Below are 16,247 nucleotides of genomic sequence, written 5' to 3'. Positions count from 1 at the left end.
GCGAGTCGACCCTCCAATCACGCGAGTCGACCTCCCAATCACGCGAGTCGGCCCTCCAATCACGCGAGTCGAGCTCCCAATCACGTGTGATGACCCTCCAATCACACGTGATGACACTCCAATCACGCATGAAGTCCGCCCCAACACCCGTGATGCCCCAGAAAGCACGCGAGATGCCCGCGGGCCGCCCCACCGGAGCGGCCCGCGACCACCGTCAGAACCAGCAGTCCGGCCGGACGCGGAGCAGTTCCGTCCGCAGCACCGGCGTGCCGTCGACCGGCGCCGGGTCGTCCGCGGTGGGCTGGATCCCGCCCGCCGCCACCTTGTCGAGGGTCTTCAGCCCTTCCGGACCGACCGTGCCGAACACCGTGTAGTTCGGCCGCAGCGCGGAATCGCCGTACACGACGAAGAACTGCGAGCCGTTCGTGTCCGGCCCCGCGTTGGCCATCGCGAGCAGCCCGCGCGCGTAGACGCGCCGGGCGCCGGTCGGGTCGGTCGGCGCCGGCGGCAGGTCCACGGGCAGCTCGTCCTTGTACTTGTAGCCCGGGCCGCCTTCGCCGGTCGCCGTCGGGTCGCCGCACTGCAGCACCTTCAACGTCGGGTACGCGGTCAGCCGGTGGCACACCGTGTGGTCGTAGAACCGGTGCCGGGCCAGGTGCAGGAAGCTCTGCACGGTGCACGGCGCCTTCGCGCGGTCCAGCCGCAGCGGCAGCGCACCCTGGCTGGTCGGGACCGCGACGTCGACCTTGCCGTGGTTCGGCGTGTGCCGCGGGTCGGGCGGCAGCGGCACCGGCCGCGCGGGCGGCTCGTCCGGGGTTTCGGTGTACTGGCAGGGCCCGTGGGTCGTCTTCGGCGGCGGGGTGTCGGCCGCCGCGGCAACGCCGTTCCCGGCCACGAACAACGCGCCTGCCGCCAGCGCGGTGAGCAGTGTCTTCTTCATCCTGCACGCCCTCCCAGTGATCGCCCGGTTCCGGAGCGCCCCGCAGTCTAGGGCCCGGCACCGACAGCCAGAACCCGCGAAAGTCGCCCCCGTCAGCCGGTCGGGTGAACCTCGGCGCCCGCAGCCCGGAAATTGTCGGACCCCGCGCGCAAGATGATCGGCACGCGGCAAACCCGCCGCCCCGAGGGGAGGATCCATGGATTTCCGACGAAGATCCGTTGCCGTCGCACGGTTCCTGCTCACCCGGCTCGCCGCCGCGCTACCCCCGAAGGTCCGCGATCAGCTCTTCGGCCGCGGCGAACGGATCGAGTTCGCGCGCCACGACGCGCTCGGCGACGCCGGCGAGCCGTCCGCCGCCACGCAGGTCCACCAGCTCGGCCCGCAGCCGCCGGAGCGCGATGGCCTCGACCTCGTCGCGCGCCCGGGCCACCCGGCGCCGGGCCAGCTCGTCGTGCGCCACGAGCCAGTCGTGGTGCGCGGCCAGCGCCCGCACGACCTCGTCGACGCCTTCGCCCTTGGCCGCGACGGTCCGCACGATCGGCTGGCGCCAGCTCGGCCCCCGGACCTCCCGCCGGGCCAGGGAGATCATCTGCTTGATGTCGTGCACCGTGGCGTCGGCGCCGTCGCGGTCCGCCTTGTTGACGACGAAGACGTCGGCGATTTCGAGCACGCCGGCCTTCGCGGCCTGGATGCCGTCGCCCATCCCCGGCGCGAGCAGCACCACCGTCGTGTCGGCCAGCTTCACGACGTCCACTTCGGACTGTCCGACGCCGACGGTCTCGATCAGGACGACGTCGAACCCGGCCGCGTCCAGCACGCGCACCGCCTGCGGGGTCGCCCAGGAAAGGCCGCCGAGGTGCCCGCGGGTGGCCATCGAGCGGATGAAGACACCGGGGTCGGTGGCGTGCTCGGTCATCCGGATCCGGTCGCCGAGCAGCGCCCCGCCCGAAAACGGCGAAGACGGGTCGATGGCGAGCACCCCGACCCGCTTGCCCTCCGCGCGCAACGCGGTGAGCAGCGCCGAGGTCGAGGTCGACTTGCCGACGCCGGGCGGTCCGGTGAGCCCGACGACCCGGGCCCGCCCGGTGTGCGGGGTCAGCGCCCGCGCGATCTCCGCGACGCGGGGGTGGGCGTCCTCGACGAGCGACAGCAGCCGCGCGACGGCACGGGGCTGACCGTCCCGCGCGCGGCCGACGAGGTCGTCGAGGTCGAGTGGTCCGGGCACTTACGCGGACGGCACCCGCAGCAGGAGGGCGTCGCCCTGGCCGCCGCCACCGCACAGCGCGGCCGCGCCGAGCCCGCCACCGCGGCGGCGCAGCTCGTGGATCAGGTGCACGGCCAGCCGGGCCCCGGAGGCGCCGATCGGGTGGCCGAGGGCGATGGCCCCGCCGTTGACGTTGACCTTCTCCGGGTCGAGGCCGAGCTTCTCGGTCGAGACGAGCCCAACCGCGGCGAAGGCCTCGTTGATCTCGACGAGGTCCAGCGCATCGGCGGTCAGGTTCGCCTTCGCCAGCGCGGCGAGGATGGCGTTCGACGGCTGCTCGTGCAGGCTGGCGTCGGGCCCGGCGACGACACCGTGCGCGCCGATCTCGGCGAGCGGCGTGATCCCGAGTTCCTCGGCCTTGGCCTTGCTGGCCACGACCACAGCGGCGGCGCCGTCGGAGATCTGCGAGGCCGAGCCCGCGGTGATGGTGCCGTCGGAAGCGAAGGCGGGGCGCAGCTTGGCGAGGCCTTCGGCGGTGGTGTCGGCCCGGACGCCTTCGTCGGTGTCGAAGACGACGGGGTCGCCCTTGCGCTGCGGGATGGAGACCGGCGCGATCTCGTCGGCGAAGTAGCCGTTCTTGATGGCCTCGGCGGCGCGCTGGTGGGAGCGGGCGGAGAACGCGTCCTGCTGCTCGCGGGTGACGCCGTAGCGGGAGTTGTACTTCTCCGTCGAGGCGCCCATGGCCACCTGGTCGAAGGCGCAGAAGAGACCGTCGTAGGCCATGTGGTCGACGAGGGCGGTGTCGCCGTACTTGAAGCCGGAGCGGGACTTGGGCAGCAGGTGCGGCGCCTGGGTCATCGACTCCTGGCCGCCGGCGACGACGAGGTCGAACTCGCCGGCGCGGATGAGCTGGTCGGCGAGCGCGATGGCGTCGAGGCCGGAGAGGCAGACCTTGTTGATCGTCAGGGCGGGCACACTCATCGGGATACCCGCGGCGACAGCGGCCTGGCGCGCCGGGATCTGGCCGGCGCCGGCGGTCAGCACCTGGCCCATGATCGTGTACTGAACCGCGTCCGGGGAGACCCCGGCGCGTTCGAGGGCCGCCTTGATCGCGACCCCGCCCAGCTGAGCCCCCGTGAAGTCCTTGAGGGAGCCCAGCAGGCGCCCGATCGGCGTACGGGCGGCACCCAGGATCACGGAACCGGACACGGCGTCCTCCAAGCATCGGCGCATGGGCAGTTTTCCCGACCATACCCGGGAGCAGGGCTTCTTGATGGAGCCAGTGTGAGGCGGGGCACGCGACGATTCCGCCTCACCGCGGTGCGCGGGCCCCCTATCCTGCCTCCATGAATGACGCCCTGCGGCCGTTCGTGACGGCCATCGACCACGTCGGCATCGCGGTCCCGGACCTGGACGCGGCCATCGAGTTCCACCGGGCGCACTTCGGCCTGGAGGTCGCGCACGAGGAGGTGAACGAGGAGCAGGGCGTACGCGAGGCGATGCTGCGCGCCCCGGGCACGGCGGGCACGGAGACGCAGATCCAGCTCCTGGCCCCGCTGCGCGACGACTCGGCGATCGGCAAGTTCCTGTCCAAGAGCGGCCCGGGACTCCAGCAGCTGGCGTACCGCGTGTCCGATGTGGACGCGGCGGCGGCAGCCCTGCGCGAAAAGGGCCTGCGCATGCTGTATGAGGAGGCGAAGAGGGGCACGTCGAACAGCAGGGTGAACTTCGTCCACCCGAAGGACGCAGGCGGCGTCCTGGTGGAGCTGGTGGAGCCGGCGAAGGACGCGGCAGCGCACTGAGCCGACCGGTTCGGGCGCAACAACTGCGGCCCGGGCAAGGCACCCGGCGGGCGCGCAACTACCGGCACGCCTTCGCTGCACTCACGCCCCGCCTGCACCCGCGGACAGAAACCCTCGCCCGCACACCGTAGCCGCTCTCACCCACCGGGTAACGCGCCGCCCGGCAGCCGCTCACACGCGCCGGGATGCGCCCGCGCCGAGCCGCGCTCCACAGGCGCGGGCGCGCCCTACGCGGGCGCGGCCTTGGACGCCAGGGCGTCGGCGATGAACGTCAGCTCGCCGTCGAATTCGGCCGGCAGATCGTCCTCCGAATGCCGGGCCGTCGCGTGCCGGTGGCTGACCGCGCGGGCCAGCAACCCCGACGCCCGGTCCACGTCGGCCGCCGGGAGGCCGCCGCCCGTTGCCGCCTGGATCACCGCTCGGACCTGGCGGACCAGGACCTGGAAGCGGTCGTGGAGGGCGTCGCGGACCACGTGGTGCGTGTCGGCCTCGCGCCACAGCAGGTGCGACAACCCCAGCGAGCGGCTGAACCGGTGGTCGAGCTCGCCGACCAGCCGGCGCAGGCTGCCCGCCAGGTCGCCCGGGACCACCACCACCGCCGGCTCGATGCGCTCGTCTGGCAGGCGCGCAACGAGCGCCGTGAGCAGGTCGGACTTGTGGCGGAAGTAGTAGTGCACCAGGCCCTTCGGCACCCCGGCCCGCTCCGCGATGCGCGAGGTCGGGGTGGCGTCGAAGCCGGACTCGGCGAAGAGCGCCTCGGCGGCGCAGAGGATGCGCTCCTTCGCCGAATCCTCGGTCATTCCCGTGCCTCCTGCGTCGTCAGTGCTGGCCTGCCGTGCGGTGCGCGGCGTTCGCGACCGGCATCGCCGCCGCGCCGGCGATGATCGTCAGCACCCCGGCGATCCAGGACGTCCAGGACGCGCCGTTGAACTCCGTGTACGACATCACCCACGGCGCGATGAACAGCAGCACGCCGAGCGCGATCTGGATGCCTTCGCCGTAGACCATGCCCGGCATCGCCAGCGAAACCAGGCCGTCGAGTGCGATCAAGGCGCCCAGGACGACCATCGTCCACATCGCGGTCGTGTCCGTGCTCAGCCAAAGGGGTGAAAGAGCGGCGACCACCCCGATGACGACCTCGGCCCAGTCGTGGGGCCGGGTCCACGCGCGCGTCGAGACTTCACTCATCCGTGCTCACCTCCGTCGAGGAAAAGTGCTGGTCGGGTGGATACCCCGACATCGATCTTCCGCTTGACTGGCCGGCCGGTCAAGGCGAGGCGAGCACAGTTCGGCGGGTAATCGTGCTGTCCGTCTCGTACAGTTGTGGACGCGTGTTACCCGCGAGTAATTTCTGCCGCCAACGCACCCCCATCTCCGCGGAGGAACCGATGATGCAGCTCGGCGAGATCCAGCAGGCCATCCTGACCGGCGAGTCGGCCGCGGTCGGCTCGTTGCCCGTGCCCGAGAGCTACCGCGGGGTGACCGTGCGCGCCGACGAGGTCGACATGTTCGAAGGCCTCGAAAGCCGGGACAAGGACCCCCGCAAGTCGCTGCACGTCGACGACGTGCCCGTCCCCGAGCTGGGCCCGGGCGAGGCGCTGGTCGCGGTGATGGCGAGCGCCATCAACTACAACACCGTGTGGACGTCGATCTTCGAGCCGATCCCCACCTTCAAGTTCCTCAAGAAGTACGGGAAGCTCTCGCCGCTGGCCAAGCGGCACGACCTGCCGTACCACGTCGTCGGCTCGGACCTGTCCGGCGTCGTGCTGCGGACCGGCGTCGGCGTGCACAACTGGAAGCCGGGCGACGAGGTGGTCGCGCACTGCCTGAACGTCGAGCTCGAGGGCCCGGACGGGCACAACGACACGATGCTCGACACCGAGCAGCGGATCTGGGGCTTCGAGACGAACTTCGGCGGCCTCGCCGAGCTCGCCCTGGTCAAGGCCAACCAGCTGATGCCGAAGCCGGACCACCTGACCTGGGAAGAGGCCGCCTCCCCCGGCCTGGTCAACTCGACCGCCTACCGCCAGCTCGTCTCGCGCAACGGCGCCGACATGAAGCAGGGTGACGTCGTCCTGATCTGGGGCGCCTCGGGCGGCCTCGGCTCCTACGCGACGCAGTACGCGCTCAACGGCGGCGCCATCCCCGTCTGCGTCGTGTCCAGCCCCGAGAAGGCGGCGATCTGCCGCAAGCTCGGCGCCGAGCTGATCATCGACCGCAGCGCCGAGGGCTACAAGTTCTGGAAGAACGACGACGAGCAGGACCCGAAGGAGTGGCAGCGCTTCGGGGCGAGGATTCGCGAGCTGACCGGCGGCGAGGACCCGGACATCGTCTTCGAGCACCCCGGCCGGGAGACCTTCGGCGCGTCCGTCTACGCCGCGCGCAAGGGCGGCACGATCGTCACGTGCGCCTCGACGTCGGGGTACATGCACCAGTACGACAACCGCTACCTGTGGATGAACCTCAAGCGGATCATCGGCTCCCACTTCGCCAACTACCGCGAGTCCTGGGAGGCGAACCGGCTGATCGCGAAGGGGCTGATCCACCCGACGCTGTCGAAGACGTACGCGCTCGAGGAGACCGGGCAGGCCGCGCTGGACGTCCACCGCAACGCCCACCAGGGCAAGGTCGGCGTGCTCGCGCTCGCGCCGCAGGAAGGCCTCGGCGTCCGCGACGAGGAGAAGCGCGCGAAGCACCTCGACGCGATCAACGCGTTCCGCGGCGCCTGAGCCGGGCCGCGACGACGCCGGGAGCCCGCGGGATCCCGGCGTCGGGAATGCCCGGAGAACCACCGGTTTCCGGTGGTTCCTTTCGCCGCGGCAGGCGGCGCGTTCGGCGCACGCCCCGGGTGCTCACCCTTCCGTGACCGGACTGCGACTACGGTAGGCCCCATGAGCCTTGGCGATGAACGGGAGCTTGTGCCGCTGGGAGCCGGCTTCGACGTGGCGAAGCGCGGGTACAGCCGAGCGCAGGTCGACGAGCACCTCGAACGGCTGGACGCCGACCTGAAGATGCTCACCGCGGATCGGGACGCCGCCATCGCGCAGGCGGGCGACCTCGCCCGCCAGCTGGAGATCGCGCGCGGCGAGATCGCGGACCTGCGCGGGCAGGTCGATCGGCTCGCGCAGCCGCCGACGAGCGTCGAGGGCCTCTCCGAACGACTGCAGCGGATGCTGCGCCTCGCGCAGGACGAGTCGGCCGACACGCGCGCCCGCGCCGAAGCCGAGGCCGGGCACATCCGCGCCAAGGCCGAGACGGACGCGAGCGCCATGCGCGCCCGCTACGAGCAGCTGCTCACCGAGCTCGACCTGCGGCGCAAGGAGATGGAGGCCGAGCACCGCAAGGTTCTCGAAGACGCCCGCGCGGAGGCCAAGAAGATCACCGACGAGGCCGAGGCGGAGCGCAAGCGGCTCGACACCGAGTCGCAGGAGCGCCGCACCAAGGTCGAAGAGGACTTCGAGATCGCGATGGCCTCGCGCCGCACCGAGGCGATGCGGGTGCTGGCCGAGCAGGAGGCGGCGAGCAAGGCCGAGGCCGCGCGGCGCGTCCAGGAGGCCACGCAGGACGCCGCCGACATCCGCGCGAAGGTCCTTGAAGAGGAGAAGGCCGCGAAGGCCGACATCGACCGCCGTCAGCGGGAGTCGGTCGCGGAGGCGAACAAGCGCCGCCAGGATTCGATCACCGAGGCCAACGCCCGGCTCGCGGAAGCCGCCGACGAGGCGCGGCGCCGCGTGACGGCGGCCACGGAGGAGTCGAACCGGCGGATCACCCAGGCCAACGAGCGCGTCGACGCGCTGCGGAAGGTGCGCGGCGGGCTCGCCGAGCAGGTGCGCGCGGCGCGGGCGGTGCTGGCCGAGGCGCACACCGTCCTCGGCGACGAGGTCAAGGTGCCCGCCGACGTCAAGGCCGACCTGGTGCCGGACGAAAAGCCCGCCGGGACCGAGGAGACGATCCGGGTCCCCGGCGTCGAAGAGACGATCCGGATCCGCGCCTCCGACGTGCCGAAGCCGAAGCCCGGGGTCAAGCCGGCCGCGATCAAGGCCGCCCCCACGGCGTCCCCCGCTGCGTCCCCTAAAGCAGCGCCGAAGCCGGCCCCGCGGGCGAGCGGAGCGCAGAAAGCGACTGGCGAGTAACCTTCCACCCGACAGGGCGCGGACGAGCCTGCGCGGTCGGTACCGACCGGCTATCGTCCCTGCTCACGCGGGATCACCTGGAGGTTTTGCGCATGGGTGCGGCATATCGGACCGTGGTGGTGGGCACGGACGGCTCGGAGTCCTCGTTCGCGGCGGTGGACCGCGCGGCGGCGGTGGCCGGCGACGCGGGCGCCACGCTCGTCATCGCGTGTGCGTTCTACCCGGCGAGCCAGTCCGACGTCGACAAGGCCCAGGACGTCCTCGGGGAAGAGGCGTACCAGGTCGTCGGCTCGGCGCCGGCCGAAGACACCCTGCAGTCGGCGCGGGACCGGGCGGCACGCGCGGGTGCGGAGAAGATCGACACGGTCGCGGTGAAGGGCGACCCGGTCGACTCGCTGCGCAAGGTGGTCAAGGAGCGCGAGGCCGACCTGCTGGTGGTCGGCAACCGCGGGCTGAACACGATCGCCGGCCGGATCCTGGGCTCGGTGCCGTCCGAGGTGGCCCGCAAGTCCGGCGTGGACGTGCTGATCGTCCACACGACCTGACGTGACCGATCCGAGCGAGGAACTGCAGCAGCGGCTCGAACGCGTCCTGCTCGGCGGCCGGCGCAAGTACACCCGGCTCGAAGTGGCGGAGAAGGCCGGCGTGCCCGACGAGCGGTCACGCCGGCTCTGGCGCGCCCTGGGGTTCGCGACCGTGCGCGACGACGAGGTGGTCTTCACCGACGCCGACGTCGAGGCGATGCGGACGGCCGACCAGCTGGTCCAGTCCGGACTGATCGACCCGAGCATCGAGGTGTCGGTGACGCGCGCGCTCGGCCAGCACCTGTCGCGGCTGGCCGAGTGGCAGGTCGACATGCTGTGGCAGCTGATCAAGGAGCAGCCAGAACTCGGCCGCGGCGAGCGCCAGGTGACCCGCCTGGTCGACCGGCTGCTGCCGGAGCTGGAGCGCGTGCAGAACTTCGTCTGGCGCCGTCACCTGGCGGCGTACGCGGGGCGGGCGTTCACGGCCTCGGACGAGCACTTGGAAACCCGCACCGAGGTGGTCGGGTTCGTCGACATGGTCGGCTACACGCGGCTGACGCGCCAGATCGGCGAGGACGAGCTGAGCCGGGTGCTCGACGCGTTCGAGACGCTGGCGACGGAGGTGATCGCCGAGCACCACGGCCGGGTGGTCAAGATGATCGGCGACGAGGTCCTGTTCGTGGCGGACGCCCCGGTCGACGCGGCGGAGATCGCCCTGACGCTGACCGAGCGCACGTCGGCGGACGAGACGCTGCCGGCGGTCCGCGCGGGCATGGCCTCGGGCCGCATCCTGTCCCGGTTCGGCGACGTGTACGGCTCGGTGGTCAACCTGGCGGCCCGCCTGACGTCGGTGGCCCGCCCGGGAACGATCCTGGTCGACCGCGAGCTGGCGGCCGAGCTGGCCGAGGAGAAGGCGTACGAGCTACGCGCCCGCCGACCGGTGACGGTCCGCGGCTACAACCGCCTCCGCCCCTCAGCACTGCGGCGGGCGGCGGAGGCCCCGACGGGCATGTTCGCGAGTTCCCAGCAACTGGCGGCGGAGATGCTGGGCCTCACCCCGGCTACCGAGGCGGAGGAGCCCCGCCGCCGGCGACGCCGAGGCCGCTGACGGCCGGCACAGCCCCCGCCAGCACAGCCCCCGCCAGCACAGCCCCCGCCAGCACAGCCCCCGCCAGCACAGCCCCCGCCAGCACAGCCCCCGCCAGCACAGCCCCCGCCACTCCCAGGGGGGCGTCCCCAGGTCCATTCTATCGGCGGCCACCGACGGGAGCCGTCGAAAAGCCTTCGGCGGGCTTGGTTGTCCACAAGCCGACCGCTCTGTGGACAACCGAACGCCTCAGGCGTCGAAGTCCACTGTCAGCGTCTCCGAGACCGGGTACGACTGGCACGTCAGCACGAATCCCGCCTCGACCTCCGCCTGCTCCAGTGCGAAGTTGCGCCGCAGATCGACCTTTCCCTCCGTCACCTTCGCTCGGCACGTTCCGCACACCCCGCCCTTGCACGCGAACGGCAGGTCCGGCCGGAACTTCTGCGCCCCGTCCAGCACCGACGACGAGCGGGGCAGTGTCATCGGCGTCGATCGGCCGTCCAGGACCACCGAGACCTCCGAGGACTCGCCCGCCACCGCCGGGTCGAGGTGCTCCAGGGGGGCCGGTGGGGTGTCCACGTAGAACAGCTCCTGGTGCACCTTCGAAGAAGGCACGCCCAGTGAGGTCAGCAGCTCCTGCGCGCCCGACACCATCTCGAACGGGCCGCACAGCCACCAATGATCCACCGCTTCCACCGGCACCAACGTGTCGAACAGCGTGCGCAGCTTCGGGACGTCCAAGCGGCCCGTGAACAGCTCCGCCTCGCGCGGCTCGCGCGAGAGCACGTGGATCAGCTCCAGCCGCGACGGGGCGCTGTCCTTGAGATCCGCCAGCTCGTCCGCGAACATCACCGTGTCCGTGCGGCGGTTGCCGTACAGCACCGTCACCGTCGCCGTGGACGACTTCAGCAGCGATGACACGATCGACAGCACCGGTGTGATGCCCGAGCCCGCCGCGATCAGGACGTGGTGGCCGCCTTCGGTGAGGTCCGGGGTGAACGAACCCGTGGGCGGGGCCACCTCGATCGTGTCGCCCGGGCGCACCTCGTTCACCAGCCAGGACGAGAAGAACCCGTCCGGGACCAGGCGGACGCCCACTCGCGGGGCCGCGCCCGCCGGGGCGCAGATCGAGTACGACCGGCGCTCGTCGCGGCCGTCGATCGAGCGCCGCAGCGTCAGCGACTGGCCCGGTTTGAACGCGTACTCCGAAGCCAGCGACGCCGGCACGTCGAACGTCACCGCGACCGCGTCGTCGCACAGCCGCTCGACCCCGGACACCGTCAGCGAGTTGAACCGCGCCACCTAGATCTCCTTGACGTGTTCGAACGGCTCCAGACACGATCGGCAGCGCCGCAGCGCCTTGCACGCCGTCGCGCCGAACCGGGACTGCTCCTCGGTGTCCGCGGAACCGCAGTGCGGGCAGAGCACCCGCGAAACCGGCGCCGACAGCGTCAGCGGGATCGGGCCCGAGCGCCGCGGTGCCGCGCCCGGCGGGGCGATCCCGGCCTCCGCGAGCTTGCGGCGCCCCGACGGCGAAATCCAGTCCGACGTCCACGCCGGCGACAGCTGCGTCCGGATTTCGACGTCCGCGAAACCCGCCGAAACCAGAGCGTGCTCCAGGTCGTCGCGCATGGTGTCCATCGCCGGGCAGCCCGTGTACGTCGGCGTGATCGCGACGACCACGCGTCCCTCGGACTCGGACACCGAGCGCAGGACGCCGAGGTCCGCCAAGGTCAGCATCGGCAGCTCGGGGTCGGTGACCGTGGCCGCCACGGCCTCGGCGGTCACCATTTCGCGTCCGGCATCGCCCGGGCCACGCTCTGCAGCTCCGCCAGCAGGAACCCCATCTGCTCGGTGTGGACGCCGTCGCGGCCCGTCCGGCCCGAGACACCGGCCAGTTCCCCCGAAGCAGGACGGGAAAGCGTGGCCGCGGCCAGCACCGGGTCCAGCACCGCATCGAACTCCGGCCGCAGCGAAGCCGCGTCCACGAGCTCCACCGGGTGCGTGCGGAACAGCTCCCCCACGTACGGCCAGACCTCGTCGAGGCCCTCCTGCATCCGCTCGTGCGACAACGGCGTCCCGTCGCCGAGGCGGACCAGCCACTGCGCCGCGTAGTCGCGGTGGTAGGTCAGTTCCTTGACGCCCTTGTCCGCGATGGCCGCCAGCACCGGGTCCACGACCGACGTACCATTCCCCGCGGAGGCGGCACCGGACTCGAGCCGCTGGAACAGCGCCAGCCGCCACGTCGAGAACACGAACAGGCGCGCGATCAGGTGCCCGAAGTGACCGCCGCCCAGCTCCGCGAGCCGGACGTTGCGGAACTCGTTCTCCCCGCGGAGAAACGCGAAGGAGTCCTCCGTGCGCGAAGAGCCGTCCGCCTTGCCGGCGCGGGCGAGCAGCAGCCGCGCCTGCCCCAGCAGGTCCAGGGCGATGTTCGCGATCGCGACCTCGTCCTCCAGCTCGGGCGCGTTCGTGCACCACTCCTGCAGCCGGTGGGAGAAGATCAGCGCGTCGTCGCCCAGCATCAGGCAGTACGCCGCGAGCCGGGAACCGTCCACACCGGACGGTACCGAAGTGTCCACTCCGGACAGCGGGTCCTCGAAGCCGGTGCCGAACGCCCAGCGCGCGTCGTTCTCTTCGGTCAGCGACTCGTACACGTTGTCGAAACTCATATGTGCGGCACCTCCTCGGGGATGTCGTAGAACGTCGGGTGCCGGTAGACCTTGTCGCCGCTGGGCGCGAAGAACGGGTCCTTCTCGTCCGGCGACGACGCCGTGATGTCCGCCGCGCGCACGACCCAGATCGACACGCCTTCGTTGCGGCGCGTGTAGAGGTCACGGGCGTGGTGCAGGGCCATCCGGTCGTCCGCCGCGTGCAGCGAGCCGACGTGCACGTGGTTCAGCCCGCGCTTGCCGCGGACGAACACCTCGTACAGCGGCCAGTCGTGCTTGACCGGTCCCGGGGCGGCGGGAACGCCCTCCAGCGGGACGGCGCCGTGGCCACCTTCGGCCGTCAGGTCGGTCACTTGCGCTCCTTCTTCCCGGCGTGCGCGACGGCGGCTTCCCGCACCCACGCGCCGTCTTCGTGCGCCCGGCGCCGGTGGGCGATCCGCTGCGCGTTGCACGGTCCGTTGCCCTTCAGCACGTTCTTGAACTCGTCCCAGTCGACCGGGCCGAAGTCGTAGTGCCCGCGTTCGGCGTTCCACTTCAGCAACGGGTCCGGGAACGTGACGCCGAGGGCCTCGGCCTGCGGCACCGACATGTCCACGAACCGCTGCCGCAGTTCGTCGTTGGTGTGGCGCTTGATCTTCCACGCCATCGACTGCGCGGTGTTCGGCGAGTCGGCGTCCGGCGGGCCGAACATCATCAGCGACGGCCACCACCAGCGGTTCACGGCCTCCTGGACCATCTCGCGCTGCTGCGGCGTCCCGCGCATCATCGTCATCAGCAGTTCGTAGCCCTGCCGCTGGTGGAAGGACTCCTCCTTGCAGATCCGGATCATCGCCCGCGCGTACGGCCCGTACGACGAGCGGCACAGCGGCACCTGGTTGCAGATCGCCGCGCCGTCGACCAGCCAGCCGATCACGCCGACGTCGGCGAAGGTCAGCGTCGGGTAGTTGAAGATCGACGAGTACTTCTGCTTGCCGGTGACCAGCTTGTCGGTCAGGTCCGCCCGGTCCGCGCCCAGCGTCGCCGCCGCGGAGTAGAGGTAGAGGCCGTGGCCGGCCTCGTCCTGGACCTTGGCCAGCAGGATCGCCTTGCGCCGCAGCGACGGCGCCCGCGTGATCCAGTTGCCTTCCGGCTGCATGCCGATGATCTCCGAATGCGCGTGCTGCGCGATCTGCCGGATCATCGTCTTGCGGTAGCCCTCGGGCACCCAGTCGCGCGGCTCGATCCGCTGGTCGCGCTCGATGGTGTGCTCGAAGTGCTCCTCCAGGGAGACGGTGGCGGTCACGGCTGCTCCTTCGCGACGAGCGTCAGGACGTCGTACTTGGCCACGGACTCGCCCTCGGCGTTGGTGACGTCGGCGTCCCAGCGGACCTCGCCGTAGTCCTGGTCGATCCGCGGGGTGATCTGCTTCGCGGTCAGCGTCACCGTCAGCGAGTCGCCGACCTTGACCGGGGTCAGGAAGCGCAGGTTCTCCAGGCCGTAGTTGGCCAGCACCGGGCCCGGCTCGGGCGAGACGAACAACCCGGCCGCGAACGAGACGACCAGGTAGCCGTGCGCGACGATCCCGCCGAACAGCGGGTTGGCGGCCGCCGCCTCGGGGTCGGTGTGCGCGTAGAACGTGTCGCCGGTGAATTCGGCGAAGTGGTCGACGTCTTCCTGCGTGACCGTCCGCGGCCCGGCGACGACCGAGTCACCGATGCGCAGCTCGGCCAGGGACTTGCGGAACGGGTGGACGTCGCCTTCGGCACGCGGTGCGCCGGTGACCCAGCGGCCGGTGACCGCGGAGAGGACCGCGGGCGAGCCCTGCACGGCGGTGCGCTGCATGTGGTGCAGGACGCCCCGGATGCCGCCCATCTCCTCGCCGCCGCCCGCCCGGCCGGGGCCGCCGTGGACCAGCTGCGGCATCGGCGAACCGTGCCCGGTGGACTCCTTCGCGTCCTCGGCGTCGAGCACCAGCAGGCGGCCGTGGTACGGCGCCGCGCCGAGGACGACCTCGCGCACGAACTCCTGGTCCGCCGACACCACGGACCCGGCCAGGCTGCCGCCGCCGCGCGCGGCGAAGTCGACGACCTGCTCGGTGGACGTGTACGGCATCAGCGTCGAAACCGGGCCGAACGCCTCGACCTCGTGCGGCTCGGTGCGCTCGGGGTCGGCCTTGAGCAGCACCGGCGAGATGAAGGCGCCGCGCTCGGCGTCGGCGTCGACGACGTCGACCCGCTCCGGGTCGCCGAACACGACGCTCCCGGCGTCCAGCAGCGCCTTCAGCGACCGCCGGACCTCCTCGCGCTGCTCCAGGCTGGCCAGCGCGCCCATCCGGACGCCTTCGGACGCCGGGTGGCCGACGGTCACCTTCGCCAGCCGTGCCGAAGCCGCCTCGGCGACGTCGTCCAGCAGCTCCGCCGGCACGAACGCGCGGCGGATCGCGGTGCACTTCTGGCCCGCCTTGACCGTCATCTCCGTGGTCAGCTGCTTGACGAACAGGTCGAACTCGGTCGTGCCCTTGACCGCGTCCGGGCCGAGGATCGAGCAGTTCAGCGAGTCGGCTTCGGCGTTGAAGCGGACGGCGTGGCGCACGACGGCCGGGTGGGTCCGCAGCTTCTGCGCGGTCGACGCCGAACCGGTGAACGACACCAGGTCCTGCGCGGTGACGTGGTCGAGCAGGTCGCCGACGCTGCCGGCGACGAACTGCAGCGAGCCTTCCGGGAGGATCCCCGACTCGATGATCAGCTCGACCAGCCGCGCGGTCAGGTACGCCGTCGAGCTGGCCGGCTTGACCAGGCTCGGCACCCCGGCGAGGAACGCGGGCGCGAACTTCTCCAGCGGACCCCACACCGGGAAGTTGAACGCGTTGATCTGGACGGCGACCCCGCGCAGCGGCGTCGCGATGTGCTGCGCGACGAACGTGCCTCCGCGCGAGAGCGGCTCGACGTTGCCCTCGACGTAGACGGTGTCGTTCGGCAGCTCGCGCTTGCCCTTGGAGCCGTAGCTGAACAGGACGCCGATGCCGCCGTCGATGTCGAACTTCGAGTCACCGAGGGTGGCGCCCGTGCGAGCCGAGAGGGCGTAGAGCTCCTCACGGTGCTCGCGCAGGTGGGAGGCCAGCGCCTTGAGCAGGGCCGCACGCTGGTGGAACGTCAGCTCGCGCAGCGCCGGGCCGCCCACGGTCCGGCCGTACGCCAGCGCGGCCCCGAAGTCGACACCCGCCGACGAAATCCGGGCGACCTCCTCGCCGGTGGCCGCGTCGTGCAGCGGGACGCCCTCGTCCGCCGCCGTGTGCCAGCTCCCGGAGACGTAGCTGCGCAGCAGTGCCATCAGGTCCCTCTCGCCGAATTACCTACCGGACGTTCAGTTAATCGCATGGTAGCCGCCGGACCCGAAGATCGGAAGGCCCCGACGCTTGACACCGGCCCGGAGCACTGCCTTTACTGAGCGGCACCGCCAGGTGACCGTCCATTCGGTCGGTGGAACGGAGAGTGCATGACCAACGCCGCGCACACCATGTTCGCCGCCGACGAGGCCTCGCGCGCACTGGGCATCGAACTCGTCGAAGCGGGCGACGGCCGGGCCGTGGCGACCATGACGATCACCGCCGCGATGGTCAACGGGCACGACATCGCCCACGGCGGGTACGTCTTCCTGCTCGCCGACACCGCGTTCGCCTGCGCGTGCAACACCCACGGCCCGGTGACCGTCGCCGCGGGCGCCGAAATCTCCTTCGTCGCGGCCGGCCGGCTGGGCGACCGCCTCGTCGCGACGGCCACCGAGCGCACGCGCTACGGCCGCAACGGCATCTACGACGTCACGGTGCACCGGGAGACCCCCGCGGGGCCCGAGGTCGTCGCCGAATTCCGCGGCCGCAGCCGCGTCCTCTCCGCGAAACGGGACTGA

18 protein-coding genes are annotated in these 16,247 nt (G+C 71.5%); 6 read left to right on the top strand and 12 right to left on the bottom strand.

The window, feature by feature from the left end:
- Positions 1–214: 214 nt before the first annotated feature.
- From ACLJOU_RS37445 to ACLJOU_RS37435, 3 genes are all read right to left on the bottom strand, one after another.
- A complete protein-coding gene (locus ACLJOU_RS37445; RefSeq protein WP_410574020.1) occupies positions 215–940 on the bottom strand; it encodes a peptidylprolyl isomerase in 726 nt (241 codons plus the stop codon).
- 259 nt (positions 941–1,199) lie between these two features.
- Positions 1,200–2,165: a methylmalonyl Co-A mutase-associated GTPase MeaB gene (gene meaB / locus ACLJOU_RS37440; protein ID WP_410574019.1), complete on the bottom strand. Its 966-nt coding sequence runs from the start codon at positions 2,163–2,165 to the stop codon at positions 1,200–1,202.
- On the bottom strand, positions 2,166–3,353 hold the full coding sequence (locus ACLJOU_RS37435) for an acetyl-CoA C-acetyltransferase (RefSeq protein WP_410574018.1): 1,188 nt from the start codon (positions 3,351–3,353) through the stop codon (positions 2,166–2,168). It lies immediately after the preceding gene.
- A gap of 137 nt (positions 3,354–3,490) precedes the next feature.
- Between ACLJOU_RS37435 and mce the strand changes: the two genes are divergently transcribed.
- Positions 3,491–3,946, top strand: a complete 456-nt coding sequence (mce, locus tag ACLJOU_RS37430; protein ID WP_410574017.1) for a methylmalonyl-CoA epimerase — start codon at positions 3,491–3,493, stop codon at positions 3,944–3,946.
- Between the two features lie 227 nt (positions 3,947–4,173).
- Here mce and ACLJOU_RS37425 read toward each other — a convergent pair whose 3' ends face one another.
- Together ACLJOU_RS37425 and ACLJOU_RS37420 are read right to left on the bottom strand one after the other, a co-directional pair.
- On the bottom strand, positions 4,174–4,746 hold the full coding sequence (locus tag ACLJOU_RS37425; RefSeq protein ID WP_410574016.1) for a TetR/AcrR family transcriptional regulator: 573 nt from the start codon (positions 4,744–4,746) through the stop codon (positions 4,174–4,176).
- Positions 4,747–4,765: 19 nt separating this feature from the next.
- Positions 4,766–5,134: an SPW repeat protein gene (locus ACLJOU_RS37420; protein WP_410574015.1), complete on the bottom strand. Its 369-nt coding sequence runs from the start codon at positions 5,132–5,134 to the stop codon at positions 4,766–4,768.
- A gap of 200 nt (positions 5,135–5,334) precedes the next feature.
- On the opposite strand from ACLJOU_RS37420, the gene ccrA reads away from it, so the two are divergent.
- From ccrA to ACLJOU_RS37400, 4 genes are all read left to right on the top strand, one after another.
- The gene (ccrA, locus tag ACLJOU_RS37415) at positions 5,335–6,675 is read left to right on the top strand and encodes a crotonyl-CoA carboxylase/reductase (protein WP_410574014.1); all 1,341 of its coding nucleotides are present in this window, start codon (positions 5,335–5,337) and stop codon (positions 6,673–6,675) included.
- A gap of 189 nt (positions 6,676–6,864) precedes the next feature.
- Positions 6,865–8,079 carry a chromosome segregation protein gene (locus ACLJOU_RS37410; protein WP_410574136.1) on the top strand — a complete coding sequence of 405 codons (1,215 nt, stop codon included), beginning with the start codon at positions 6,865–6,867 and terminating at the stop codon, positions 8,077–8,079.
- A 92-nt stretch (positions 8,080–8,171) separates the two neighbouring features.
- The gene (locus ACLJOU_RS37405; RefSeq protein ID WP_086838234.1) at positions 8,172–8,624 is read left to right on the top strand and encodes a universal stress protein; all 453 of its coding nucleotides are present in this window, start codon (positions 8,172–8,174) and stop codon (positions 8,622–8,624) included.
- A gap of 1 nt (position 8,625) precedes the next feature.
- Positions 8,626–9,711 carry an adenylate/guanylate cyclase domain-containing protein gene (locus tag ACLJOU_RS37400; protein WP_410574013.1) on the top strand — a complete coding sequence of 362 codons (1,086 nt, stop codon included), beginning with the start codon at positions 8,626–8,628 and terminating at the stop codon, positions 9,709–9,711.
- Here ACLJOU_RS37400 and ACLJOU_RS37395 read toward each other — a convergent pair.
- The 7 genes from ACLJOU_RS37395 to paaZ all read right to left on the bottom strand — a co-directional run bounded on the left by ACLJOU_RS37395 (position 9,665) and on the right by paaZ (position 15,671).
- A complete protein-coding gene (locus ACLJOU_RS37395; protein ID WP_410574012.1) occupies positions 9,665–9,811 on the bottom strand; it encodes a pentapeptide repeat-containing protein in 147 nt (48 codons plus the stop codon). The genes ACLJOU_RS37400 and ACLJOU_RS37395 overlap by 47 nt on opposite strands.
- A gap of 128 nt (positions 9,812–9,939) precedes the next feature.
- Positions 9,940–10,992, bottom strand: coding sequence for a 1,2-phenylacetyl-CoA epoxidase subunit PaaE (paaE, locus tag ACLJOU_RS37390; protein WP_410574011.1), 1,053 nt, complete (start codon positions 10,990–10,992; stop codon positions 9,940–9,942).
- Positions 10,993–11,481: a 1,2-phenylacetyl-CoA epoxidase subunit PaaD gene (gene paaD, locus ACLJOU_RS37385; protein WP_410574010.1), complete on the bottom strand. Its 489-nt coding sequence runs from the start codon at positions 11,479–11,481 to the stop codon at positions 10,993–10,995.
- The gene (gene paaC / locus ACLJOU_RS37380; RefSeq protein ID WP_410574009.1) at positions 11,475–12,362 is read right to left on the bottom strand and encodes a 1,2-phenylacetyl-CoA epoxidase subunit PaaC; all 888 of its coding nucleotides are present in this window, start codon (positions 12,360–12,362) and stop codon (positions 11,475–11,477) included. Before paaC ends, paaD begins: the two co-directional genes overlap by 7 nt.
- Positions 12,359–12,673 carry a 1,2-phenylacetyl-CoA epoxidase subunit PaaB gene (gene paaB / locus ACLJOU_RS37375; RefSeq protein ID WP_410574135.1) on the bottom strand — a complete coding sequence of 105 codons (315 nt, stop codon included), beginning with the start codon at positions 12,671–12,673 and terminating at the stop codon, positions 12,359–12,361. Before paaB ends, paaC begins: the two co-directional genes overlap by 4 nt.
- Before the next feature lie 38 nt (positions 12,674–12,711).
- On the bottom strand, positions 12,712–13,644 hold the full coding sequence (paaA, locus tag ACLJOU_RS37370; protein ID WP_410574008.1) for a 1,2-phenylacetyl-CoA epoxidase subunit PaaA: 933 nt from the start codon (positions 13,642–13,644) through the stop codon (positions 12,712–12,714).
- Positions 13,641–15,671 carry a phenylacetic acid degradation bifunctional protein PaaZ gene (gene paaZ / locus ACLJOU_RS37365; protein ID WP_410574007.1) on the bottom strand — a complete coding sequence of 677 codons (2,031 nt, stop codon included), beginning with the start codon at positions 15,669–15,671 and terminating at the stop codon, positions 13,641–13,643. The genes paaA and paaZ overlap by 4 nt, the downstream gene beginning before the upstream one ends.
- 165 nt (positions 15,672–15,836) lie before the next feature.
- On the opposite strand from paaZ, the gene paaI reads away from it, so the two are divergent.
- Entirely contained in the window at positions 15,837–16,247 is a 411-nt protein-coding gene (paaI, locus tag ACLJOU_RS37360; protein WP_410574006.1) for a hydroxyphenylacetyl-CoA thioesterase PaaI, read from the top strand.

The sequence above is a fragment of the Amycolatopsis sp. cmx-4-61 genome, from assembly GCF_046548775.1.
In the GTDB taxonomy this organism is placed as follows: Bacteria; Actinomycetota; Actinomycetes; order Mycobacteriales; family Pseudonocardiaceae; genus Amycolatopsis.
The sequence above is the reverse complement of the archived record's forward strand: the minus strand, read 5'-3'. Positions and strand labels throughout refer to the sequence as shown.